General features: G+C 36.5%; 19 protein-coding genes, 2 tRNA genes and 1 pseudogene. 12 read left to right on the forward strand and 10 right to left on the reverse strand.

Features of this window, described 5'->3' with window-relative positions; all coding sequences use genetic code 11:
- Window positions 1-177 precede the first annotated feature (177 nt).
- A complete protein-coding gene (locus CLU97_RS07965; RefSeq protein ID WP_121487456.1) occupies window positions 178-3,660 on the forward strand; it encodes a DUF2723 domain-containing protein in 3,483 nt (1,160 codons plus the stop codon).
- A 271-nt stretch (window positions 3,661-3,931) separates the two neighbouring features.
- On the opposite strand, the pseudogene CLU97_RS07970 reads toward CLU97_RS07965, so the two are convergent.
- The 6 genes and pseudogenes from CLU97_RS07970 to CLU97_RS07995 form a co-directional block, all read right to left on the reverse strand.
- Window positions 3,932-4,414, reverse strand: a pseudogene (locus CLU97_RS07970) (nitric-oxide reductase large subunit); the annotation flags it as partial.
- 13 nt (window positions 4,415-4,427) lie between these two features.
- Entirely contained in the window at window positions 4,428-5,153 is a 726-nt protein-coding gene (gene ric, locus CLU97_RS07975) for an iron-sulfur cluster repair di-iron protein (protein WP_121487457.1), read from the reverse strand.
- 24 nt (window positions 5,154-5,177) lie between these two features.
- Window positions 5,178-5,606: a c-type cytochrome gene (locus CLU97_RS07980; RefSeq protein ID WP_121487458.1), complete on the reverse strand. Its 429-nt coding sequence runs from the start codon at window positions 5,604-5,606 to the stop codon at window positions 5,178-5,180.
- A 15-nt stretch (window positions 5,607-5,621) separates the two neighbouring features.
- A complete protein-coding gene (locus CLU97_RS07985; protein ID WP_121487459.1) occupies window positions 5,622-6,071 on the reverse strand; it encodes a hypothetical protein in 450 nt (149 codons plus the stop codon).
- Window positions 6,072-6,126: 55 nt separating this feature from the next.
- A complete protein-coding gene (locus tag CLU97_RS07990; protein ID WP_121487460.1) occupies window positions 6,127-6,558 on the reverse strand; it encodes an RrF2 family transcriptional regulator in 432 nt (143 codons plus the stop codon).
- Between the two features lie 103 nt (window positions 6,559-6,661).
- A complete protein-coding gene (locus CLU97_RS07995; protein ID WP_121487461.1) occupies window positions 6,662-7,474 on the reverse strand; it encodes an AraC family transcriptional regulator in 813 nt (270 codons plus the stop codon).
- A 130-nt stretch (window positions 7,475-7,604) separates the two neighbouring features.
- On the opposite strand from CLU97_RS07995, the gene CLU97_RS08000 reads away from it, so the two are divergent.
- From CLU97_RS08000 to CLU97_RS08025, 6 genes are all read left to right on the forward strand, one after another.
- Window positions 7,605-8,927 carry a TolC family protein gene (locus CLU97_RS08000; protein ID WP_121487462.1) on the forward strand — a complete coding sequence of 441 codons (1,323 nt, stop codon included), beginning with the start codon at window positions 7,605-7,607 and terminating at the stop codon, window positions 8,925-8,927.
- Between the two features lie 4 nt (window positions 8,928-8,931).
- Complete coding sequence (locus CLU97_RS08005; protein ID WP_121487463.1) at window positions 8,932-9,996, forward strand: HlyD family secretion protein; 1,065 nt, start codon at window positions 8,932-8,934, stop codon at window positions 9,994-9,996.
- On the forward strand, window positions 9,989-11,581 hold the full coding sequence (locus CLU97_RS08010) for a beta-carotene 15,15'-monooxygenase (RefSeq protein WP_121489683.1): 1,593 nt from the start codon (window positions 9,989-9,991) through the stop codon (window positions 11,579-11,581). The genes CLU97_RS08005 and CLU97_RS08010 overlap by 8 nt, the downstream gene beginning before the upstream one ends.
- 194 nt (window positions 11,582-11,775) lie before the next feature.
- Complete coding sequence (locus CLU97_RS08015) at window positions 11,776-12,777, forward strand: GlxA family transcriptional regulator (protein WP_183084534.1); 1,002 nt, start codon at window positions 11,776-11,778, stop codon at window positions 12,775-12,777.
- Window positions 12,778-12,882: 105 nt separating this feature from the next.
- Window positions 12,883-13,521: a DJ-1/PfpI family protein gene (locus CLU97_RS08020; RefSeq protein WP_121487465.1), complete on the forward strand. Its 639-nt coding sequence runs from the start codon at window positions 12,883-12,885 to the stop codon at window positions 13,519-13,521.
- A 256-nt stretch (window positions 13,522-13,777) separates the two neighbouring features.
- Window positions 13,778-13,850 (forward strand) — tRNA-Lys (locus CLU97_RS08025).
- Between the two features lie 191 nt (window positions 13,851-14,041).
- Here CLU97_RS08025 and CLU97_RS23620 read toward each other — a convergent pair.
- Complete coding sequence (locus CLU97_RS23620; protein WP_183084535.1) at window positions 14,042-14,203, reverse strand: hypothetical protein; 162 nt, start codon at window positions 14,201-14,203, stop codon at window positions 14,042-14,044.
- Window positions 14,204-14,518: 315 nt separating this feature from the next.
- Here CLU97_RS23620 and CLU97_RS08030 point away from each other — a divergent pair.
- A tRNA-Lys gene (locus CLU97_RS08030) sits at window positions 14,519-14,591 on the forward strand.
- Between the two features lie 51 nt (window positions 14,592-14,642).
- On the opposite strand, the gene CLU97_RS08035 is transcribed toward CLU97_RS08030, so the two are convergent.
- Window positions 14,643-15,128, reverse strand: a complete 486-nt coding sequence (locus tag CLU97_RS08035; protein ID WP_121487466.1) for a GNAT family N-acetyltransferase — start codon at window positions 15,126-15,128, stop codon at window positions 14,643-14,645.
- A gap of 422 nt (window positions 15,129-15,550) precedes the next feature.
- Here CLU97_RS08035 and CLU97_RS08040 point away from each other — a divergent pair, with 422 nt between their 5' ends.
- From CLU97_RS08040 to CLU97_RS08050, 3 genes are all read left to right on the forward strand, one after another.
- Complete coding sequence (locus CLU97_RS08040) at window positions 15,551-17,041, forward strand: tetratricopeptide repeat protein (protein ID WP_147436465.1); 1,491 nt, start codon at window positions 15,551-15,553, stop codon at window positions 17,039-17,041.
- 166 nt (window positions 17,042-17,207) lie between these two features.
- Entirely contained in the window at window positions 17,208-18,632 is a 1,425-nt protein-coding gene (locus CLU97_RS08045; protein ID WP_121487468.1) for a hypothetical protein, read from the forward strand.
- 666 nt (window positions 18,633-19,298) lie between these two features.
- Window positions 19,299-22,298, forward strand: coding sequence for a reprolysin-like metallopeptidase (locus tag CLU97_RS08050; protein WP_121487469.1), 3,000 nt, complete (start codon window positions 19,299-19,301; stop codon window positions 22,296-22,298).
- A gap of 124 nt (window positions 22,299-22,422) precedes the next feature.
- On the opposite strand, the gene CLU97_RS08055 is transcribed toward CLU97_RS08050, so the two are convergent.
- Together CLU97_RS08055 and CLU97_RS08060 are read right to left on the reverse strand one after the other, a co-directional pair.
- Complete coding sequence (locus tag CLU97_RS08055; protein WP_121487470.1) at window positions 22,423-23,583, reverse strand: FAD-dependent oxidoreductase; 1,161 nt, start codon at window positions 23,581-23,583, stop codon at window positions 22,423-22,425.
- Between the two features lie 27 nt (window positions 23,584-23,610).
- A complete protein-coding gene (locus CLU97_RS08060) occupies window positions 23,611-24,366 on the reverse strand; it encodes a helix-turn-helix domain-containing protein (protein ID WP_121487471.1) in 756 nt (251 codons plus the stop codon).
- Window positions 24,367-24,662: 296 nt separating this feature from the next.
- Between CLU97_RS08060 and CLU97_RS08065 the strand changes: the two genes are divergently transcribed.
- Entirely contained in the window at window positions 24,663-25,811 is a 1,149-nt protein-coding gene (locus CLU97_RS08065; protein ID WP_121487472.1) for an efflux RND transporter periplasmic adaptor subunit, read from the forward strand.
- The last annotated feature ends 5 nt before the right edge of the window (window positions 25,812-25,816 follow it).

The following is a 25,816-nucleotide window of genomic DNA, read 5'->3' on the forward strand; positions in this document are numbered from 1 at the left end:
AATACACTTAAGCTTATATAAAGCTTCGATTTCTTACTTATATGAACTTTTTACGATATTATTTTAACTTAATTAAATTAGGTTAGAACTTTTGTGACTTTTGTGGTTTAAAAAATACTGAGTTAAATGTAATAAAACCTTTTCGTCAGTTGTCATATACATATTGGAAAATAGTATATGAAAAACTGGTCTTTTAAAAAATGGAACACCATAGTGGGATGGTTCCTTTTCGCTGTTGCACTTATTACCTATCTGTCAACAATAGAACACTCATTAAGTTTTTGGGATTGTGGAGAATACATTTCTTCCGCCGCAAAACTGGAGGTTACCCATGCTCCGGGAGCTGCTTTATTTCAGATAACGGGAGCGGTAGCGAGTATTTTTGCTTTAGGAAATGCTGAAAATTATTCTATTGTGATCAATGCTATGTCTGCATTATTCAGTGCTTTTACGATTTTGTTTCTATTCTGGACGATTACCCATTTTTTAAGAAGACTTTTACATAAAGATTTTGACGAAATTACAAAACATCAGGAAATCTCGATTCTTTTTGCGGGCGTAATCGGTGCTTTATGCTTTACATTTTCAGATACATTTTGGTTTTCAGCGGTAGAAGGAGAAGTGTATGCAATGGCTTCTATGTTTATTGCGTTGCTGGTATGGCTGATCACCAAATGGGAGAACGAATATAAAGCAGCTGACAGCGAAAGATGGATTATTCTTATTTTCTTCATTATAGGGCTTTCTGTTGGAGTACACATGATGTGTATGCTGGCTATTCCGGCGATATGTCTTGTTTATTATGCCCGGAATTATACTTTTTCCTGGAAAAGCTTTATGATTGCGAATTTGATTACACTGGGAATTCTTGCCTTCGTATTCAAACTTATTTTTCCATTGATTATGACACTGTTCGGGAAGCTTGAAATTTTCTTTGTGAACGGATTGGGGCTTCCTTTCCACTCAGGGACAATTGTCGCATTTATTCTGATGTCCATAATCAGTTATCTTTTAATTAAATATTCCCGAAAAACCAAAAGAAAGGTGTATGAGACCATAGTTTTATCCCTTGTTTATATGATCATTGGATTTTCATGCTGGCTGGTGATTCCGATCAGAGCGAATGCCAATCCCCCGATGAATCTGAATGATCCGGATACAGCTATCGGAATGAGAGATTATTATAACAGAGTACAGTATGGCGACTGGCCTACCATTTACGGACAGAACTACACCGCATTCCTCGACAGTAACGGTTTGGAAAAGGATGAAAATGGGAATTACAAAAAAGACATCACCGGAGATATTTACGAAAAAGATGAAAAAACAGGTACTTACAGAAAAGCCGGAGAAAGATTCAATTATGTATTTAATAAATCTCATATCAGCTTCATGCCGAGGATGTTCAATGAAGATAAAGAAGTAATGGCGAATTATATTGCTTTATACGGAGCTCCTGATTTTACCTTTAATGATGATAATCAAGAAGCAGCAAACAATCCGGAAGCTAAAAGGATTTTCGAAGAGCTGAGAGCAAAATATGAAGGCGATTCCATCACTGCAGAAGATTATCTGAAGGTAAAGCCATATGATATTATCAAGGTAAAACGCCCTTCCTTAGCTCAGAATATGGATTATTTTTTCTCCTTTCAAACCGGATATTATTTTGTAAGATATCTGATGTGGAACTTTGTAGGGAGACAAAATGATCTTCAGGGACATATGGAAAATACAAACGGTAACTGGATCTCAGGATTTTCTTTTATTGATAACGCGTTATTGGGAGATCAGGATCATATGCCCGCCAAGTTTAAAAATGAAAGTACCGTAAAGTTTTTCTTTTTGCCATTGATTTTAGGTCTGATTGGTTTCTTTTTCCAGCTCAACAGAGATTTTGGAAGGTTTTATGCCATGCTTTCGCTGTTTATTCTGACCAGTATGGGAATTGTTTTTTATACCGGAGTAAAACCGTTTGAAGTAAGAGAAAGAGATTATGCCATGGTAGGTTCATTTTATGCCTTTGCCATTTGGATTGGTTTGGGAGCAGGTGCACTTCTCTGGCTGATTCAGTCTAAGGTTAAATCCAATGCAGCTAATAGTATTCTTGGGATCATATTATTAGGAATTCCTTTTATGATGGGGTTTCAGAATTATACCTCGCACGACAGAAGCAAAAAGACGGCAGCCCGTGATTACGCCTATTCGTTCTTACGTTCGCTGCCTAAAAATGATATCATGTTTATTTATGGTGATAATGATACTTTTCCGGTGTGGGCTATTCAGGAGACGGAAAGATTCAGGGATGATGTGAAAACGGTCAACTTTACACTTTTAGGCACGCCCTGGAATATTGATCAGGTGAAAAGAAGAACCTACAATGCCATGGGAATTCCAAGTGAACTGACTCATGAAGAATACAGAGACGGAGCGAATGACGCCGTATATCTGATGACAAAACAGGATTGGGAAAAGATTTTCCAAATGTTGAAAGAGCAGGGAGCACCGGACACTGCTTTTCAGGAATTCAGAAAATACCTGACTCAGGATTCACTTACTTTAAAAGAGGCTATGAAATTCCTGAAATTAAAATCATCCGAGAAAGACGAGTTGCTGAAAATGTACGTTGGGGAAAATTATGAAAAATACAATATTCTTCCGGTGAGCAAATTTATTCTTCCTGTAAATAAAGAAAATGCCGTGAAATCTGGAATTATTACTAAAGCTGATCTTCCTAACGCTGTAGATCAGATCATGATTAATTATGAAGCGAGCTTACTTTATAAAAACAATCTGATTATGTTGGATATGCTGGCGAATTTTGATTGGAAACGTTCCATCAACTTCTCTTCAGGCGGAATGTACGACAGCGAAAATATTTTTTATCTGGATGAATATCTTCAGTTTGACGGTTTCAGCTACAGGCTGGTTCCCATTCACACTCCTCAGAAGCCTGATGGAGACAAAGGAAGGGTAGATGCCAATTCTCTTTATCAGGTGGTGAAAAACTTCAGATGGGGGAATTTTAAAGACCTGAGTATTTATTATGATGAAACGGCTACATCTAACATTCTTGGTTACAGAATGTCTGTTAGCAGAGCCGTGTCTGCGCTTGTAGTAAGCGGGCAGAAAGCTAAAGCATTAGAATTACTGGATCTTGCAGCTAAAGAAATTCCTGTGGAAAAATATAATGATCCGCGTTCATTAAGTGCCATGGTAACCGGATATATTGCTGCCGGACAGGAACAAAAAGGTCTTCAGCTGGCAGGGACACTCAAGCAAGGGGTATTTGAGGAATATGATTATTACCAAAACCTTGCTCCTTCATTTAAAGCAATGGCTAAAAGACAGATGAGGTCAAAACCAATGGAATATGCACTTGTTGTTTCAGCGGTTACGGATGGTTACAAAACCTTGGGAGAGAACGAAAAGGCAAGAGCTTATCTCTTAAAATCAATGGAGCCTATTGATAAGAAATTCAATGTATTTATAAATGGACTTCAGCAAATGGGCAAAGAAAAAGCAGCCAAAGAAGCTGAAAATGTCCGTCAGATCGCTCCTTTTTATCAGTATTTATTCAATGTGATGGAGCCTTTTGATTCCACGTATTCCAGAAAAAAAGAAGTTGAAATTACCAATGTGCTAATGAAAGTGACGCAGTAAATCTTAAATAAAAGCCTTTAAATTCAATATTTAAAGGCTTTTTTAATGTAAGTGGAATATTATTTTATAGACGCAAAGAATTAAATGCTTGATTCTATATATTGAGGGAGCAAAGAGGTTTGATCAATTTCATTGATCATTTTTAAGCGAATGTATTACCATAAAGTTTAATCTGCGACAAAGCCGCTCATCTTTACTCTCTTAAAATTATAAGAATCACAGATGAAACTTTGCCTTTAATAAAATAAGTTTGATCAGATTTGAATCATTTATCATTCATAAATAATTTTGAATAATACTGTGCAAGCTGTTTCTGCACTTCAGTCCTTTCAAGAGAGAATACAATTTCATTTTTACTCTCGTTAAAAGTATTGGTACGGAGCTCTTTTTTCAGCAATACCTTATATTTTGCCTGTTCTTCATCCTGAAGATCTTTATAAATCTTCCCGTCCTTTTTGGCCAGTTCATTAAGCAGGAGAACAGATTCGCGGTGAAGGTAATCTGTTGTCCAGTCCGGAGCAATACAGGCACCGTGTCCCCAGATACTTCCCACCGTTTGTCCACCAATAGTCTGCCAGACGTTCTGTCCGTCTTTAATATCCTGTGCGGTTGCAATCAAGGTTCTGTCTGTGCTTACTACTTTGTCCGGAATTGGTGGTATTTTTCTGTAAATTTCAGTTCCATAGAAGATCAATACAGCAAATGAAGCAATCATTACTACAGCAAGCCATATCCAAAGTTTTTTAGGTGTCATTCTGTATTAAATTTTAAGATTCAACGGCAAATTCTCTCTCCAGTCGGATGGCTTTTGGGAAAAGGATGTTATTCTCAAGGTGAATGTGTTTATGCAGATCATTTTCGAAATCCTTAAGCATGGCAAAAGCTACTTTATAGGTGTTGCAGGCATCTGCCGGCGGAAGATATTCATTGGTGATTTCTTCAATCCTTCTGAAACGGTCGCCTTCTATGGTATGATCATGTTCCATCATATGAACCGGATTTTCTACAGTTCCGAAATGAGGTTTTTGAAGGGCACTGCCGGATAGTTTAGCTTTTACCATATTCTTTACAAATGGGAACAGTATCAGTTCTTCTTTTTTCATATGAGCAGCCAGATCGCGTGCTGATTCATTAAATAAAGAATTGATTTCAAACAGCTCGGGATGTCTTCCTCCGTGTACTTTGCACAATTTATCAAGAAATGCCTGCAAAACGGGCGTTTTTTCTTCTACGTAACGGTGATGGGTTTTCTCAATATAGTCTGTGAGAAGATCCAGCGGCCAGCTGTTGAAATCTATTTCAGAACCTTCATTTTTGGGAAGGGCTTCCAGTTCTTCATAAATTTTTTCGGGAGCAAGTTTCTTATTGCTGCATGCTTCCTCAATGGTTCTTCCGCCTTTACAGCAGAAATCAATACCATGTCTTTTAAAAATTGCGGCTGTTCTGAAATCTTCAGCAACCATATTGCCTATAAAGTCTGTTTTTGTATTCATAATATAATACTTTTTTGTCTTTTATTATTTTTTGAGGGATAAAATATATTTTACCATCTGTTTGGCATTTTCTTTACTTAATCCTTCATGAGGAGCCATGGGAATTTCTCCCCAATTGCCTTTACCACCGTCAATGATTTTCTGTGCCAGCATATCAAGATCCGCATCCGTATACTTTGCGGCAACTTCCTGATAAGAAGGACCTATTAATTTGGAATCTATTGTATGGCAGGTAAGGCAGTCGGTTCCTTCTATTAATTTCAATCCTTCGTGTTTCGATGCATCTGTGGAAGCAGGAACTTCCGGCGCTGTTTCTACTGGTTGTGGCTCAATATTTTTTTGTGCAGAATAAGATTCCAGTTGTGGAATAGGAGTGGTTTCTGTTTTGGAATATGAAAATAATATTGCGATTATAATTAATGTGTTTATAGTTTTGATAATTAATGTTTTCATAATGAATCGTGCTTGTTATTGAACTGTACTTTTTTTGAATTGTAAAGTGATGGCTATGATAAGCAACAATGCTTTTACGGTTTCAGCATAAATAAAATAGTTGTGCAATGGAGTAGGAGATACTATTTTTCCTGATGAAAGCAAGTCGACACGAGAATCCAATACAGGAAGCATCCAGAAATGCTCTAAAGCAAGCAGGAAAAATAAAACAGCCAGAATTATAAAATCAATTTTCGTATAATTTCTTCGGCTGATGAGTATCAGAGCGAGTATTGCAATAAGAAATCCCCATTGTATTTTTGAAGAGAGTCCAAACATAAGTTTTCCCAGTCCTAGCGCTGTTGGAAGAGTAATCCCGGGAACCTGAAACTTCAATGGAGTTTCCAGAAAGCTGATGGTCATAAACATTCCGGTCATTAGACAGAATAACATTAGTACAAGTGGATTTTTAAGATATAATTTCATGATAATTTATTTAATATTAAAAGATCTTTTTATCTTTTATTAAGTTAAATTTTTTTTAAGCCTTCAAATGGGTAAGCTGCAAGTCCAGATTATCAACAAACATTTGAATTTTTGAAGTTTCAAGCATGATTCGCAGATCCTGTCTGATGCTTTTGAACTGATCATGAAGCGGGCACGGATGTGTTTCAGAACATTGGTCAAGCCCAAGACCACACCCGATGAAAAGCTTATCTCCATCAATTTCTCTTACAATATCAGCAATGGAAGTATTCAGGTTTTTCTGATCCATATAAAAACCTCCATTAGGGCCTTTGGCTGATTGTACAAATCCTTTTCTGCTCAGATCCTGTAAAATTTTAGCAATAAAATGTTCCGGTGAATGGATACTTTTTGAGATGTCTTTAATCCCGACCCTGCTGTCATTTTTAGACTGCTGGGCAATATAGATCAAAGCTCTTAAAGCATATTCACAGGTTTTTGAAAACATTTTACTGGGTTTTATGAGACAAATATAGAAAGATATTTTTAATAAAAGATAAATTAGTCTTTTATTTTTTTCTTAAATCTGATGAAGATCATTTCTAAGCTGTCTATCCCAACATGTTTTGGGTCGCTTTATTACTCTTTCTCAAATCCGATGGCCTCGATTGCGTAAATTCATGAAAAGTATCACTAAAGGCGCTGATAGAGCTGTAGCCCACATCATCAGCAATTTCATTGATAGGCTTGTCTGTATTTAAAAGCAATTCAATGGCTTTGATGATTCTTAATGTTTTCAGATATTGGAGAAAAGAAATGTCCATATCTGCTTTGAAAAGTCGGGAAAGAGAGCGCTCACTCAGTCCAAATCTGTTGCTTACACTGGCTAAGGTTAGTTTTTCTCCTATATTCCATTCCAGATAAGATACAATTTTCATCATCTGTTTATTATGGGTGGCAGGAAGAATAATAGGCAATGGCTGTTTATGAGTTTTAGGAAGTATCTTTTTTAAAGCCACTAAAAATTCAAAATTTTCATCTCTTGCAGTCACATGCTTTTCATCCCAGATTTCAGTATACTTAATCATCTGAATCAGAAGTTCTGATGCCGGATAAATTCCCAGCCGGTTATAGAAAGGATCTGCGGAATCATCATGGGCATAAAAATAAAGCGATCTCAGGACAGTGGCGGTATATCCGATCTCTAAAATATGTTCCATCCCCTGTGGAATCCAGAAGAAATGTCTTGCAGGAACCACATAGGTTCTGTTATTGATCGTAATATACGCAATTCCTCCTTCTACATAGCTCAGCTGTCCCTTTGTATGTTTATGAAAAGGGATCAGTTTTTCCGATTTTTCGTGCATTACAAATACACTTTTATCGTCTTTATCAATGTCTGGAAGTGCGGCAATTAATCCCATAAAAGTTTAAAGTTTCAAATAAAATACAAATATAATCATTTGGCCGGAATCATGTAAAAGTTGACTATTTTAGATAAATAAAATTTACGGATTACCAATAAATTTGCAGTGCAATAATTCAAAAATTCAAATGAAAACTTATGTCGCCGGATTGCTGATGGTTGGAATTTCCTACACCCTATCAGCTCAAACCGGCAGTCCAGCAAAGGATACCATACGTCTCTCCCTAAAAGACGCGTGGCAAAAAGCGGAAGAAAACAGCCGTCATATCAGAATCAATACCATCAGTGCAGACATTGCCGAAGCCGAAGTAAAAGATGCTAAAAGAGAGCGTCTGCCGGAAATTGATGTAAAAGGTTCGGTAGAAAAAGCATCCAACATTCCTATCTATGAAAACGGAATTTTTTCCAAACCCACACAGCATGAAGTGATCCATACGCTTTACAGGGCTGGCGCAGATTTTTACCTGAACATTTATAACGGAAATAAGCTGAATCTTAAGATCAAAGAAAACCAGACGCTTCAAAAGATTAAGGATATTCAGAAGGAACAGTCAGTTTCTGATATTCATTACAAAACGGCAGGGCTTTATCTTGAACTCCAGAAAACTTTAATTTTCAGAGATCTGATAAAACAGGATATAGAAGATCAAAAGACACAACTCAAAGAAATACAGTCTCTTTATAAAAACGGTGTGGTTTTAAAAAGTGATGTTTTAAGAATTGATCTGGAACTTTCAAAAAGAAAAATGACTCTCATTACTATAGAAAATGATATTCTGATCGCTACCCAAAAACTGAATATAATTCTCGGAATCCCTGATGACCAGGTGATAATTCCCGAAGCACCCATTAATCAGTGGAATGAAAACACTACCTACAATGAATATCTGAAACTGGCACTGGATCACTCTTTCAACTATCATGTCTCTGAACAGCAGACAGAATTGAGTAAACTGAAAGTAAAGCAGGTAAAAGCCAATGTACGCCCTAAAATTGGGATGTATGGCGAATTTTATTATGCCAATCCACAGATTTTCCTTTATCCCTATAATCCCTATTGGTACTCATTGGGAATTGTAGGAATTAAGGCTTCATTTTCCATTTCTTCCCTTTATCATAATACAAATAAACTAAAAGCGGCACAGCTGGAATTTGAAAAAGAAGAAGAGGCACACAAGAATACGGAAGATCAGGTAAGACAGCAGGTGAAAGAAGCTTATTTAAGATACCAGGAAGCCCTTGAACAGATAAAAGTAGCAGAAGCGAATGTCATTCAGGCCAAAGAGAATGCGCGTATCATTAAAAATACCTATTTCAGCCAGACTTCTCTTATTACAGAACTGCTGGATGCTGATATACAGCTGATTCAGACGAAATTTGAACTGGAAGCGGCCAAAATTATGGCTCAAAACAATTACTATTTATTACAAAACATCACAGGCATTTTATAATACCATGAAAAAAAAATATACACCCACCGATAGATTAATCACCAAGATAACAGGATGGATTTCAGTTCTGATTGTAGCTGCACTTGCCGTTTGGGGTGGTTTTACCCTCAAAAATTACTATGCTTATGAGCAGACTAATGATGCGCAGGTTCAGGAATATGTCAATCCGGTTATTTCGAGAGCCGGAGGGTTTATTGTAGCGGTAAAGTTTGAAGAAAATCAGGAGGTCAAAAAAGGAGATACTCTTTTGATTATTGATAACCGTGAATATATTCTTCAGGAAAAGCAGACTCAGGCAGCCATTCAGAAAGCCCGTGCCCAATTGAGAGTGTTGGAAAGCACTACAGGAACTACAGAAAAAGAAGCCGCCGCAGCAATGGCTCAGGTAGATGCCAGCAAAGCGAAAGTCTGGAAACAGCAGCTTGATTATAACAGGTATAAAAAGCTTTACGATGAAGAATCTGCCACCAAACAACGCCTTGAAGACGTAAAAGCAACACTGGATGTAAATGAAAGCGATTATAAATCTTCACAGGATAATTATGCAGCTTCTGTGTCTAAAATCAAAGATATTCAGGCTGAAAAAACGGTTGTTTTAGCCGAAATTGCAAGACTGGAAGCCTTACTGGACCGCCATAAGCTTGATGTAAGCTATACCGCTGTAACGGCAGCTTATAACGGAAGAATGGGACGCAGAACCGTTGAGGTTGGGCAAATGATTGATGCCGGAGAAACACTGGCATTTATTGTCAATAATGAAACTGATAAATGGGTAGTGGCCAATTATAAAGAGACCCAAATCAAAGATATGCACATTGGTGATCATGTGAAAATTGTTGCAGATTCGTATCCGGACAGAGAATTTAAAGGGACGATAATCTCACTTTCTCCCGCAACAGGATCAAGTTTTTCATTGCTTCCGCCTGATAATTCTACCGGAAATTATGTGAAAATTGTACAGCGTATCCCTGTAAGAATTAAAGTAGACGGAATAAGAAAAGATATTGATATTCTGAAAGTAGGAATGAACGTGAATGTATATGCTGATAAAAAGCATTCCAATGGTTAAAAGACAAATGCCATATTTTAAAAAATGGGCTCCGGAATGGCTGGTGAAGATTATTCTTTTTTCAATGACACTTCCGGGAATCATCATCTTTTTTCTTCCCTTGGCGAATGTAAATGCGGCAGCGGGATATTATGGATGTGAACCGGCTGATATTCAGTTTTCTGTAGCATTGTTTTATGCAGGATATGTAGGGTTTTACAGTCTGGAAAGAAGGTTTTTCAGCTTTCTGGCCGCCAAAGAATACTTTCTTCTTTTCACCACATTGCAGATTCTGGCTTGTTTGATCTGTTATTTCACCCGTGAAGTGTATATCCTGTTTCCGGTTCGTTTTGTACAGGGAATGCTGTTTGCAGGAAATGTGAACCTTTCACTTACCCTTATTTTTACAAGGTTGAGCAGTGAAAGAGGAAGGGAGATCAGTTTTTCTGTGTTCTTCGGAATCTTGCTCTGTGCTTTGCCATTCAATAACCTGATTACCGCAGATCTCATAGATTCCTATAATTTTAATATTGTTTATAAAACCGCCATATTCTCTTACCTTCCGGGACTTATTTTCCTGACTCTTGCGATGAGCAATTACAGAACACATGCAAGGTTTCATCTCTATAAACTTGATTGGCAGAGTTTCGGACTGTTCAGTACCATATTGGTTCTGATAGGGTATATTACCATTTTTGGTCAGGAATATTATTGGCTGGAAGATCAGCGGATTCTGGGAAGTGTAATCGGTATTGTGGTTTTGACAGGAATATCCATATTCCGCCAGCAGGCTATTAAAAGACCCTATATTGACCTGCGGGTTTTCAGATACCGAAACTTTAAAGTGGGTTTACTGATTCTTTTTGTAATGTATATCTGCAGGTTTGCATCAGGGATTGTCAATACTTACTTTACTGCGGAACTGCATTTAGATCCGTTTCATATTTCTCATATCAATATTTTTAATCTGGCAGGGTTGGTTACTGGAGTCATTATTGCGTGCTGTATGGTTTTGCAAAAGAAAAATATACGGTTTATTTGGGTTCCTGGCTTTCTGATGCTTTTGATCTTTCATGGATTAATGTATTATTCTTTTGATGTTCAGGCAAATGAGTTTAATTATTACATTCCATTATTCCTTCAGGGATTGGGAGTGGGATTGATTATGGTTCCTACCATTATTTTTATTATTTCGTCCGTTCCTGCTACAATTGGTCCTTCTGCTGCGGCAACGGCTTTAGCAATCCGGTATCTTGGATTTTGTGTAAGCATCGCTCTGATCAACTTTTTTGAACTGTTTGAAAAAAGCCGTCATTATAATGCTTTTCAGGATCATTTAAGTGCTCTGGATCCTGCTGTCAAAATTTTTCTTCACCAGCAGACGGCTAAACTTGTTGCGGGAGGAATGCCCGAAGGTAAGGCTGCAAAAGCGGCTAATAAGCTATTGGTCGGAAGAATGAATGTTCAGGATCATGTCCGTTTTGCCATGGATTATTACGAAATGATGGTTTGGCTTCTTGCTGCTTCATTGCTGTTGATCTTAATTTTTCCTTATCTGAACCGTACCGCCCTTTATTTGAAATCCCGCAGATTATCACCTGCATAAAGGGATATTTAAATTTTTAATCAACCAAAAAATATAGCTTGTTAGCTAGTTTTATAGTAGAGTGCTGAGGCTGTCTTATTTACAAGGCAGCCTCTTTTTGGGTTTGAATCTCTTATTTTGGCCGAAATCGTATGTTTTTTGTCATTGCAGACAAAATGCTTTCTCTTTACATTTGTATTCATACAGAACGAGATATGAAGAAAGAAGGACAATCTGCTGGAGTGAAAAACATAGTGCTTCTGGCATTGCCACAAGTACAGCTGCTTGATATTGCAGGCCCCTTGGATGTTTTTACAGCTGCCAACCGATTTTTGAGCAGTCATAGTCATGATGGTGGTTACCGTGTTTATCTGGTCTCCGGAACTTCGGAGAAGGTCATCTGTTCCAGTTCAGGAATGTCATTGTCTTGCAGCCATAACATTTATGATATTGATTTTCCTGTAGATACTTTGCTGGTGGCAGGGACAACCTTGTGTGTATTAGATAAGATCAGCCCCGATCTTTATCATTACCTCCGGAATGTAAAGCCGGAAGTAAGACGTTTAGGGTCCGTTTGTGTAGGTGCATTTGTTCTGGCCAAAGCAGGTCTGCTGGATGGCAAACAGGTAACAACGCATTGGAAATTTGCAGATACACTGCAGAAATCTTATCCAAAGCTGGAGGTGAATGTCAATCCTTTTTTTATTTGTGACAAACCTGTCTATACTTCAGGAGGCGTTTCTTCGGGGATGGATCTTGCACTGGCTCTTTTGGAAGAGGACTTTGGAAAACCGTTGGCCACAGAAGTTGCCCGCCATCTTGTACTGCATTTAAAAAGATCCGGAATACAGTCACAGTTTGGAAATGTTCTGCCGGAATATGAAGTAATGTCACCTTTTACAAAAGATGTCCGGGATCTGTTGAAAGATAAGCTGGGTGAAATAATAACAGTAGAGTATATGGCTGATTCACTGAATATGAGTACCCGCAATTTTTCCAGAGTATTTGTAAAAGAATCAGGAATGACTCCAGGAAAGTTTCTTGAAAAAATGAGACTTGATCAAGCTAAAAACATGTTGGAATACACCGATATGAGCGTGGATATGATTGCTGATAAATGTGGTTTCAGCAGTTCAGTTTCGCTTCGAAGAATATTTCTTAAAAATATTTCACTTTCTCCGGCACAATACCGGAAAGCATTCAAAACTACAGAATAACTGTTTTTTTCTTATTGATTTAAAATAAAACTGATCATCCTCAATGAGCAGTAGGGAAGTCCCATGCCTTTGTTCAAAAATAATAATCTTAAAAATAACAGCATTATGAAACAATTTCAAAACACTAAAACAATGAATATCGCATTTTTAATCTATGATCAGGTAGAAGCCCTTGATTTAAATGGTCCTTTGGATGTTTTTGTAAAAGCAAATGTCATCCATCCAAACTCCTGTCATTGCTTTACAGTCGGAAAGATAAAAGAGCCTATCTACATGGAAGCCGATACAATGGCCATCATTCCTACTTATGATATCCATACGTGCCCTAAACCGGATATGATTGTTGTTCCAGGAGCCAGTCCGGAGCACATTATGAAGTATATTCAGGATAAAGACTTTCAGGAAACAGTCCTGGAATGGATTAAAACTCATTATGATACCGGAACTGCTGTATTTACAATATGTACAGGAAGTATGCTTTTATCCGGAACCTGTATATTGGCCAATAGAGATATTACAACACATAGTATGTTGTTAGATGCTTTGGAACAGCATAATCCTGAGGCTAACGTAATCAGAAATGTCCGTTATGTGGATCAGGAACAGCTGATAACGACAGCAGGAATTACTGCCGGAATTGATGCTGCATTATATCTGGTGGGAAAACATCTTGGCAAGGAAACAATGGATACCATTATCAATATTTTTGAATATCAGAACAGAGAATCTGAAAGCTTAGCTTAAAACAGAAAAACAGATTGATTTAAAAATTTACGTCAACCGTAAGAATTGACGTAAATTTTATTTTTAATTGTGTAGCCATTGATTCTGTATTTTTTATTGAAAAAAATAACAAACGTAATTAATTTATAAACAGGTGTTTGACTTTTTAAGCTCAAATTTTATCATAAAAAAGCCCGGAAAAATTTGGATTTGATGAGGGTTTTCCTATCTTTGCAGTCCCTTAAACAAAGGGATTTACTTAAAAAAGTAAGTGGCCGACTCGGTAGCTCAGCTGGTAGAGCAATACACTTTTAATGTATGGGTCCTGGGTTCGAATCCCAGCCGGGTCACTATTTGAAAGATGTGAAAATAAAACTTTTCAAAGCATCAAAAAAGTATTAAAAAAACCTGCAAAATTATAATTTGCAGGTTTTTTGTTTATAGTTTTTACTATAATGCTTCAAAAATGGCCGATTAATATAGTTGAATTGACGGACCATCTTGATTTTACTCGTTCTCAATTGAAATTCAAGAATATCTTTTATTCTTCGTTTTTCGGTTTAAAATTTTTCCCAACTCCCTGACGGAGAAATGTAATTTTTCCCTGTACTTTTTTTGCTTTTTCAAGGACTTCCAGTGCTTTTACTCGTTCGTTAACTTTGCCAGCATGGGTTATATTGTCCTGACGTTCATTTTTTTTCATGTCTTAATATAGTGAATTTATTTGAAAAAAACAAATTATTGCTCTGAAAATTAATATAAAAAAATTTAAGGAAAGAAAATTTTTGTCTGGTAGAGATGATTTTAAGTAATAAGAGTAGGGGTTTGTATTCATTTTTACAATATTCAAAATCCAAATCACTGAGCTTGCTCCAATGTGAAAAATTTTTCTCTCTGATTTTGTAAAAGTTAGGGTTTTCCAGATTGTAAAATCTCAGTAAACTATTGTAAATAAAGAAAAAGTTTCTATCTTTGCAGTCCCTTAAACAAAGGGATTTACTTGAAAAAGTAAGCGGCCGACTCGGTAGCTCAGCTGGTAGAGCAATACACTTTTAATGTATGGGTCCTGGGTTCGAATCCCAGCCGGGTCACAAAAAGCTTCAACATCTGTTGAAGCTTTTTTTATTGTATTTTATCCGCTTTTATTCAGTCATGTATTTCATCATGATGAATTTATTCAGCTCTTCGTGAGAAGGATTTTTTATTTCTTCAAATCCTGCCTTTTTGTACAATTTGTAAGCCTTTTCATTTCCAGGAGTAACTTCCAGATGAATTTCAATGCCAGGAAATTGTTGATGGGCTTCGTCAATAACAGCTTCAATGAGCTTCAAGCCAATATTTTGCCCCTGATATTCTTTTTTTACATACATCTGATAAATAGCTCCTATAGTATTTTTCTCTTTCACAAAGGCACAAATTCCAATAAGCTTTTTATTATCAAAGGCTCCTAATACAAATCTTTCGGCGGTTTGCTGCTCAATATCATTTTCCATTCGGAATTTGTCAATTTTTAAAGCTTCCTGATAATGGGTTCCAAATGATTCAGGAAATTTTTCCAGACTTTCCAGCCGGATAGTTCTATATATTTTACTTTCTTCAGGAAAAATTTTCCTATAATTAATATTCATGATGTATTACTAATTTATTCTTTTTATTAATTTTTAGATTAAAATGTTAGAATTATTTTCACTATAAATTTAGTATATAGGATTTGTTTAGTTGAAATAATTGGTAAGAATTTTTAGTACTTAAAATATTTGTAACAAATTTCATTTCAGATAGTCTTATTATAAACAAAACATTCATTTTTTTGATCGGAAAATCCTGCATAAAACATTCCGGAATAATAAAAAGTGCCTGTTTAAGGGGGAATCGTATTACTTTATTTAAATGTTATATTTTTGCAAAATAAACTGCTTATTTCATAATAAGCATGATATATTATGTATATTTATAACACATATTGGGGAAAAATAATAGAATAACAGTAGAAAATTCTAAGCATATTTCAATGAAGTATGCTTAGAATATATAGGGAAAAGCTGTGGTGATGAGAGAAAAAAATTGGATCGATTTTAAGGATAAAAAGAAACGCATCAGGAAAATAATAGTCTGTACAATCTGTATGGGATTATTTTTCGGTATGCTTTCCTGCAGCCAGAATTCTCATGATAAAGAAAAAGAAAAAGAGAATTTCGATGTTTCTTTGTTAACCCAAAGTTCTGATCTTCAGTTATCCGGTGAATATGAAGCTTTCGTCCGCCTCAATATTGCATTCCTGAAAAAGGCTGCTAAAATGAAGTATAGAGAAGGAAAAGGGCTGTGTTACCTGAATATGGCCGGAGTGAATGTTTCGGCAGGAAACTACGAAAAAGCCCGTTGTTTTTTCAATAAAGCAGAAAAAGATCTGGAACATTCGGACAATGCCTATCATAAAGCTACCTTCTATGATGATTACAGCCTGTATTATTCGCATCTTAAACTCAATGACAAGGCTTTAGAATGCAATAATAAAGCATTTCAGTTTTTAAAACAGGCAAAAAAATCAAAACTTGCTCAGAGGCTTCTTCCAAGACTTTATGTAAACCGAGGAATTTATTATGCCTGGAAAGGATGGATGGGAACTTCTTTAAAATGTTTTAAGAAGGGAAATACGCTGGAAAACTCAGCCTATACGAACTGTATGGTGGCACAATACTATTTATTTAACCATAAGCCCGATTCTGCCGGAATATACATCGCGAAAGCAGATGAAAAAATGGTAAACCAAAAAACAACAGATGTAGAATCTCTCTGGGTGTACTATACCATGGGATATTATTATAACGAGGTTGATAATCGTGATGAAGCAGAAAAAGCCCTTAAAAAAGCGCTTGAAATTAATATTAAAACAAGACATACCTATTCTTCACATATAAAAGACGTCTACAAAGCATTGGCAGAGCTGTATAAGAAGAAAAATGACGGTGGGAAGGCTTACTTTTATCTGAAGAAATATATGGAAGAAGAAGGAAAGTCTGATGCTGAACGATTTGCCACCATGAATAAAGCTACCGAAGATTTTATTTTGGAAGTCAAGCAGGAATCTGACTGGCATAAGAATGATCTTCCATTATTTATTGCCCTATCCATAACGGTTCTTACTGTTTCAGGTATATATGTCCGAAAGATGATCAATAGATTGAAACAGAAGAAAAATACGCTGAAAGAGCAGACTGATGCATTGAAAAACCGTGTTCAGACGAAGCAGCTGGAAGAAATTACAGACCTTGCCAAACGAAATGATTCTTCTTTTCTATTAAAATTTAAAGAGCTGTATCCCGAATTTATAAAAGCACTTCTGGAGATCAATCCCGATCTTGAAAATTCTGAACTTACATTCTGCGCTATGCTGAAACTGCGTTTTTCATCCAAAGAAATTGCAGACTATACTTTTGTACAGCACAGATCTGTTCAGCAGAAGAAATACAGGATCAGAAAAAGACTGAATATTCCCGGAGAAACAGATATTTATGACTTTTTTGAAAATTTAACCGAATAAAGAATCCCATCACAATAAAAGCACTCAGATTCTGTTTTATGAAAAGATTTTATGATTGATCTCAACAGAAATAACCATTGAAAATTAAAAAAACCTTAGCATTCATTCTAAGAGATTGCTTTTTAATTATAGTTTATACAGAAATTTAGCTTAAATAAAGAAACGTATGACACGTATTTTTCTTGCTTTTTTATTGATCATTTTAGTTTCCTGCCATTCTCATTCAAAAAAGGAGGCTGAACAGAAATTTGATGTTTCTTTGCTGAGACAGAATGAGAAATTCAGAATTGCCGGGGAATATGATTCTTTGATTAATCTTAATAAAAGATATTACAAACAGGCCGATAAAATGAATTATGCCGATGGTAAAGCATTATGCTATATCAATCTGGCTGAACTTAATATTTCACTAGAAAACTTTCAGAAATCACAAATTCTTTTTGATAACGCAAAAGAAATACTTGATAACTCGGAAGATAATATCCATAAGGCAAGATTTTATAATGTGTATGGCCGTTTCAATGTAGAGCTCAAAAGAGTAGATAAAGCTTTTCAATATAATAATGAAGCAATGGGCTTTATACAGAAAAGTGGTGTTTCAGAACTTAAAAATGATTTACTTTTTAGTATTTATTTCAGACAGGCTATTTATTTTATCCAAAAAAAGAACTACGAGAAAGCACTAGAATATTTCCATAAAGCAAAAAAATTAGATAATTCAGGTTTAACGGATTGCGCCATAGGAGATTATGTCTATATGCATAAAGATAAAGATTCGGCTTATAAATATGTAACGGTTGCTTATAATAAAGCCAATGCAAGAGGGAAAGAAGATGGGATTGCTTTGTATGCCAATACCATTATGGGCGAGTATTATCTTACCTATAAAGAATATGGCAAAGCTGAAGAGGCTCTTAAAAAGGCCCTGAAAATCAATGAGAAAACAAAACGCGTCTATGCTTATTATGGTAAGTATATCTATAACGATCTCAGGGTATTATATGAACGTACAGGTGATAAAGAAAAAGCATACCTTTATCTGAAAGCATATACCGATGCTTATTATAAAACCAATAGTTCTTTACTGGCCACTATTAATCAGGATATGGAAGCCTTTATTACAGGTGCTCAAAAAGATGCAGATGAGCATAAAAGTAAAATATACTGGATTGTCCTTTTATCACTGGCAGGTCTTTCTTTATTAGGGTTATATGCGTGGAGAATTATCCGTGCTTTGGGGAAAAGAAAAAAGGTGCTTACCTTGGAAGCCGAAGATCTGAAAATAAGGATGAATGACAACAAGCAGGAAGAGATCATAGAGCTGGGTAAAAAGAATGATCCCGAATTTCTGGATCGTTTTAAAGAAGCTTATCCTGAATTTATAGATCAGCTTCTGACCATTAATCCTGGCCTTGAAAATTCCGAATTGGTTTTTTGTGCCATGCTGAAACTGCATTTTACGTCCAAAGAAATTGCAAATTATACTTTGGTTCAGCACAGGAGTGTTCAGCAGAAAAAATACAGAATCAGAAAAAAACTGAATATTCCCAGCGAAACAGACATCTATCTTTTTTTCGATACGCTGAAATAGTTCCAAAAAAAAACTGTCTGATTCATCAGGTCAGACAGCACTCGAAATATTCTCTTTTCACCACTTGTATTTTTTTCGTGGTCTATGGCTCAAATATGAAAATTTTTAACGGAAACAAGAAAAAATGTTGTACTACATGTGTACTACACGGTGTGTTTTATCTTTTAAATAACTGATATGTAGTGTTTTGTGTTTTTGCGTTATTTTGTGGGTTTATTGATGAAAAAAAGAGCTGGCAACTATAAACGGTCTCATTTTTTCAATTTTATTTCTTATAAAGCATCTCATTTGAGACTATTTAAGGATCAATTTTAATTTTGATTTTCAAATTACTTTCAATTATGATTTTTATTGAAAAATTGTATTGACCTTTTATCTCTAGAAATAAGTGTGATAAAAGGTAAAAGTAATTTGAAAATGTAACATGTTGACATCTAAATAATTATGAGCTTGTTGTACGTGTGTAGTATCATCTTTTTTTGTTTTTTATTCAAAATATATAAGTTTTGCAATGAGTTCTGTTGAGAATATTGTACGATAAGTTTTGTTTTGTTGAATTTATGATAATGCTTGTCTGAATCTTATTAAGATGGCTTAAAATCAGAAAGTGAAACGGACTTTGGATAGTATTTCAACAGGCTTCCCACAATAACTTTAAATTAATTTATGAAAAAAAGAATTTTATTAGTTTGCGCGTTAGCATCTTGTTTTACCGTTTTCAATGCTCAGAGATGGGAATCTGTTTCCCAGAAATCTTCGCAGATAAGAGAAGGTGTGGTAGTACAGCAGTCTTACAGAGTAGACCTGAAATCTCTGAGAGACCTGCTTAAAAATGCTGAAGAAACAGGTAAAAATGCCAGACCTGTTGTTATTTCTTTACCAACAGCAGAAGGAAAGATAGAGAAATTTTCCGTGTACAGTAATCCTGTGATGGATAGATCGCTGGTAGAAAAATATCAGTTGGGATCGTATGTAGGAGTAGGGATAGATGATCCTTCTAAATACTTAAGATTCAGCATATCCCCGAATGATATGCAGTCTATGATCATTAAAAATGGTATATTTCAGTTTATAGAGCCCATCAGTAAAGATAAACAGACATATGGTGTCTTTTATAAATCTAATGAAACCGGAGAACATGGTTTCAAATGCGACACAGGAGAACATCATCTAAATGATATTAATAAATTGGTGGCAAATGGTAAAAATATGCTTTCGGGAGTAGGAATTACTAACAGACCTACTAATACAAAATACAGAAACTTCAGAATGGCATTGTCCGTTACCGGAGAATACAGCCAATATCAGCTGACAGCGGCAGGAACACCGGCTAATGCAACAGATGATGCAAAAAAAGGAGTGATTTTAGCAGCAATGAATAATACAATGACCCGTATAAATGGCGTCTTTGAACGTGATTTCGGTGCTCACTTAACTGTTCAGAACTTTCCGGATCTTATCTATCTTGATGCAGCTGCTGATCCCTATTCAAACGATTTAAATACGCAATTACAGCAAACCCTTACTACCGTCGTAGGAAATGCCAATTATGACATAGGGCATGTTCTTAATCAAAATGCAGAAAGAAGCGGAAACGCAGGCGGAATTGGAATTGTATGTACAGATCCTGCTAATAACACAGATAAACAAAAAGGATCAGCATTTACACAAGGTCCTGTACCTGTAGGCGAAGTGTTTGACTTTACTGCTGCTCATGAAATGGGGCATCAATTGGGTGCTAATCACACATTTTCAAATACTTCCGTTACAGATGCCAACAAAGGAGCCAATGTAGAACCTGGAGGAGGAACTACCATTATGGGGTATGCGGGGATTACCTATGATAATGTACAGGCTAATGCAGATGGCTATTTTCATTACAAATCAATTGATCAGGTATTAACCAACCTGGAAAATAAGACTAACTGCGGAACGTCTTTGGACATCAATAATAACACAGCGCCGGTTATTAATGCTTTGGTGGCTTACAATATTCCTAAAGGGACAGCATATTATCTTGATGCTTCGGCTGCCGATGCAGAAAGTGATCCTGTAAACTATACCTGGGAACAGAATGACAGTACAGATGAATTTTCTACAATTTCAGGAGACAGCGGATGGGGCTATAATCCAAAAGGAGCTTTAACAAGATCATTACCCGGATCACCAAACGGAAGAAGATATTTTCCTAAACTGGAAACGGTGGTTAATGGTGCTTTAACCAATAAACAGGATTGGGAAACCGTATCTTACATTCCTCGTGTATTGAACTATGCTGTAACGGTAAGAGATCAAAATCCGCAGCGTCCAATGGTTTCCACTTCTACAACCACTGTTACTGTAGGAAATGACGGACCTTTCAAATTCAATGGGCTTACTGCATCATCAGTATTGTACAATAATGCAGCAAACACTATTTATTGGGATATGGCTAATACCAATGCAGCTCCTTACAATGTGGCAAGTGTAAAAATTGACTACACCACCAATAACGGAACTACATGGACGGATCTTGTAGCGGCAGCTCCTAATACAGGAAGTTATAGCGCACAAATGCCTGCGAATCTAAGCGGAGCGATAAAACTGAGAGTATCTGCGGTTGGAAATGTATTTTATGCAGTATCACCAGCTATTAATGTAGGTGCTGCTCCTACATCGTCTACTTCAGCGCCTACAGGTATTGCTACAATAGATACCGAAGTTTTCAAAACAACAGCAAGAGTATCATGGAACAGTGTTCCTGGAGCTACTTATTCCATTAATTACAGGAAAGCAGGAACAGTAAACTGGTCTAATGCGGTAAGCCCGGCAAATTCAGTTGTACTGAATAATCTGGAAGATGAAACCGACTATGAAGTACAGGTGGCTGCCGTAGTTAATTCAGCTGCAGGAGCTTTTTCTAATAATTATACTTTCAAAACAAAGGGATTAAAAACAGGAGCTGATTATTGTATATTAAATTCAGGATCACCTTATTATGCAGGAATTGTATCTGCTAAAGTAGCGAATCTGGATTATTTCAATGGCGTTGCAAGGTCATATATAGATTTAAGTGAGGATACTTCTAAAATAATTAATCTTGTTCAGGGCAATTCTTATACACTAAAGCCTGCTGTTGTTAATTTACTTGCTGCAGCAAATGAAAATGTTTCTGTTTGGATTGATTATAACAGAAATGGAGTTTTTGAAAGTACAGAGAGAGTGAGCAGTATATCAGGGGCAGCACCGAAAGGACTTGTGAATTTTGGAGATCATACCTTTACTGTTCCAGCTACATCATATGCCGGAGATAAATTATTAAGGATGAGGATTATTGGTAAGTTTTCAACGGCTGCTCTGGCTAATACATGTGGCGAACTGGCAAGCCAGGCGGGTGGTATTTTGGATCTCCCGGTAAAAATTACAGCAGGTACGCTTGCTGTGAGAGAAGCGGTAGACACAAAAACATCAGAAGTATCTATTTACCCTAACCCTGCAGATACATTTGTAGAAGTGAAAAACCTTAAAGGTAAAGCAGATTACAAAATCTACAGTGCAGACGGAAGACTTGTTCAGGAAGGTAATATTGAAGGAAGAATCAACGTAGCTTCTCTGGTAAAAGGAATGTATGTGGTTACCATAAAAGATGAGAAAAATACTTACAACACCAAATTAATCAAAAAATAAATGACACTAATGAATCTCCGTATCAGGATCTAAAAGCGGAGAGAAAAAGAATTATTTCAAGAGGGAAAAAAGGCTGTCTTCACCAGAAGGCAGCCTTTTGATTATCTAGGACTTGACAGACGAATTACGTCAGGTGACCATTAAAAAAGTCAAGCATCGTGTTTAATGAGGTTTCAGAATGCATCCGTTCTCCATTTTCAAGAGATTCTTCCGTGGCAAGAGCGGCTCTTTTTCGCATCACCTGTTCGTAACTGGAAATAGCTTCCTGTAAAGTATTGTAACGGTTATCTGTTAAATATTCACTTAGCTCAAGAGCGTCCAGCATGGCCATATTCGCACCTTCTCCCGCAAATGGAGGCATTACATGGGCTGCATCACCTATCAGTGTTAAATTAGATTGAGACTCCCAGGTCTGATCCAAAGGCATATAGTAAATCAAACGAGGAATAAAAGGTGTTTTTGCATTTTTAAAAAGTTCCTCCCAGACAGAGCTCCATTCAGAATATTCTGTATTAAACCATTGCAGCATCTGTGCATTATCAGAAAAATCAAGACCACTGGTAGCTGCCCAGTTTTCATCAGCTTTAAAGCTTGCATAAAATCCCAAATCTCCATTCCCTTTCTGACCGAGCAGAATATTTTGGTTATTTCCAAATGCCATTATTTTGCCACCTTTTATTATAGAATCAATCTGAGGAGCATTCTCTTTGGACACATTGCCTTCCAGCATAATAACTCCAGAATAAACAGGTTTAATATCAGTGAGATAAGGTCGGATTTTAGAATTGGCTCCATCCCCGGCAATGACAAGATCTGCATACGCTGAGCTTCCGTTTTTAAAATGCATCAGCCAGCCTTCACCCTTAGGTTCCATCGATAGAAAATGACTGTCCCAGACTACTGTTTCAGGATATAAAGAATCCAGCAGCATATTTCTTAAAGGACCACGATCTATTTCCGGACGGAAATGCTCATGACCAAAATCCTCTTCAGGCTTAGTTTCATGATCGTTAAAAAAAATTTCAGCCTTTTCATTCATGATCAGAGTTCTGTCTGCACCAGGACGGAAAGTCTTTTTGAATTCCTCCAGTAATTCTGCCTTACGAATGGCTGCCAACCCGGAATCTTCATGCATATCAAGAGGAGAGCCCTGTACCCTTGCATCTTTATTAAAGTCTCTTTCATATACTTTTACTTCAGCACCTTTCAGTTGTAAAAGTCTTGCCAGTGTAAGTCCTGCAGGACCGCCACCAACGATTGCTATTGATTTATTGTCTATCAGCATTGTTTATTTAAATTTTACAATGCAAAGTTATTTTCCTTTCAATACAGATAATAGTACAAATCGGTCGTTTTTATTTTTGGATAATTCTTTGGGAGCAACCCCTGAAAATTTCTTCACTTCTTTGATGAAGTGATTCTGATCAGTATAATTAAGTTCCGGGAAAAGCCTTCCCTGTGCAATATGTTCCAATGATGCTCTGAAGCGTAAAATAGTAGAATAGGCTTTTAATGATAAGCCGAGCTGTTTGGTAAAATAACGGTTGATCTGTCTGCTGCTCCAACCCGTTTTTTCAGAAAGTTCCTGCACACTCATTTCGCCCTTTGAAGAATAAACCAACTCGAAAAGCCGGAGTTTTCTCTCATCTGTTTTTTGAGGAAGAAGCTCTTTTATTTTGTGAATGGCTTTGGTACAGCAATGATTAAAATCCTTTAAGTCTTCAGCTTTAAAATTCCAAAAATCGGAGGGAAGCTCTTTTCCGATATTCAATAAATCGGCAATGGAAGTATTCAAAATATATTCTACCGCAAGAGGTTTGAAGCTGACGATAAAAGCAGTCGTATGAGGAGCAATATACCTTTGCTCCGGATAAGTTTCCAGCCCTAGAAGGGTAATATGAAAAGGTTCTGAAGGAGATTTTGAGAAAAACAAATCAATTCTTCCGTCAGGAATAATCACCACTTCTTTAGCCTCATCCGAATGGTTCTGAAAAGTGCCCAGATTTTCAACAAAATCTGCCATCTCTTCGTCTGGTTCTATGAATGTATAAGTGAAATCGTTATCCATACTTACGGCCTTTTCAGGCTGGTTTTAACAGAGAAAATTACGAAAAATCAATAAATCATGAAGTGTGCAGACAAAATAATGTCTGAAACCGCGATGATAAGACCTTAAATATTATAACTCTATTCGGTTTTTAGGTTTAATAATTATATTAAAATATCTAAATATCTGTAAAAATTGGATTCTAATTAAATTTTGTACAATTTTTTGAAAAAAGTATTTGTTAAAGTACTACTTTTATGTTGATAAAATAAAACTATTCAACCCTTCTTATTTTTATTTTATACAAATGCATTACTATGAAAAAAAATAAATATATCCTTCTTATTCCGGTTATATTATTTTCCTGTGCTAAAAAGAAAACAGAAAAAAAACAGGAAATTCAAAGCTATCAGGTTCTTACTCTGAGCCCTCAAGAAGTTACCGTATACAATGATTTTCCGGCATCTGTTCAGGGACAGAATGTTGTGGAAATAAAACCCATGGTGTCTGGTTACCTTCAGGATATCTATGTTCCGGAAGGGGCATCAGTAACTAAAGGACAGTTATTATTCAGAATAAAAAATCCTCAGTATGAGCAGGATATCATTACCGCCAAAGCAGCCATAAAAAGTGCAGAAGCCAATGTAAATGCCGCCAGGATGAACGTTGAAAAAGCACGTCCACTGGTACAGCAGGAAATTGTAAGTAAATATGAATTGAGCGCAGCTCAGTATACGCTACAATCCCAACAGGCAGCTCTGGCACAGGCAAAGGCAAACCTTGCGAATGCTCAAACCAATCAGGGATATACCTATATAAGAAGTCCTCAGAGCGGTACAATTGGCCTTATCCCTTATAAAATTGGAGCTTTGGTAAGCAGTACCACTACAGATCCTCTTACAATACTTTCCAATACTACCAATGTATTTGCTTATTTCTCTCTCAATGAGAAAGAATTACTGAATTTTATGAACAGTATGAAAGGAAATACCACTGCAGAAAAACTGCATAATATGCCTCCGGTTACTCTGGTATTGGCTGATGGAACGGTATATCCTGAAAAAGGAAGATTAGAAACCGCAGGCGGAGGAATTAACAGCAGTACAGGAACAGCTACTTTCAAAGCGATATTTAATAATGGACTGGGGATCATACAAAATGGAGCAAGTGCAACAATCCGTATCCCTTCAAACTTGGATAATGCGCTGCTGATACCGCAGACCGCAGTATATCAGATGCAGGATAAGTCATTTGTTTATAAAGTCACCCACGGAAATATGGTAATGAGCGAAGCTGTAACCACTTCACCTACAGATGACGGAAATTTTGTGGTGATAAATAGCGGAGTGAAAGCAGGCGATCAGCTTGTTCTGAACGGTTTAAATATCAGCGATAGTACAGTAATAAAGCCGAAGAAGACTAATGCCGCAGACCTCTATCGTAATATGAAATCTAAAGCCAACTAACAGCC

Source organism: Chryseobacterium sp. 7, assembly GCF_003663845.1.
Classification (GTDB): Bacteria; Bacteroidota; Bacteroidia; order Flavobacteriales; family Weeksellaceae; genus Chryseobacterium.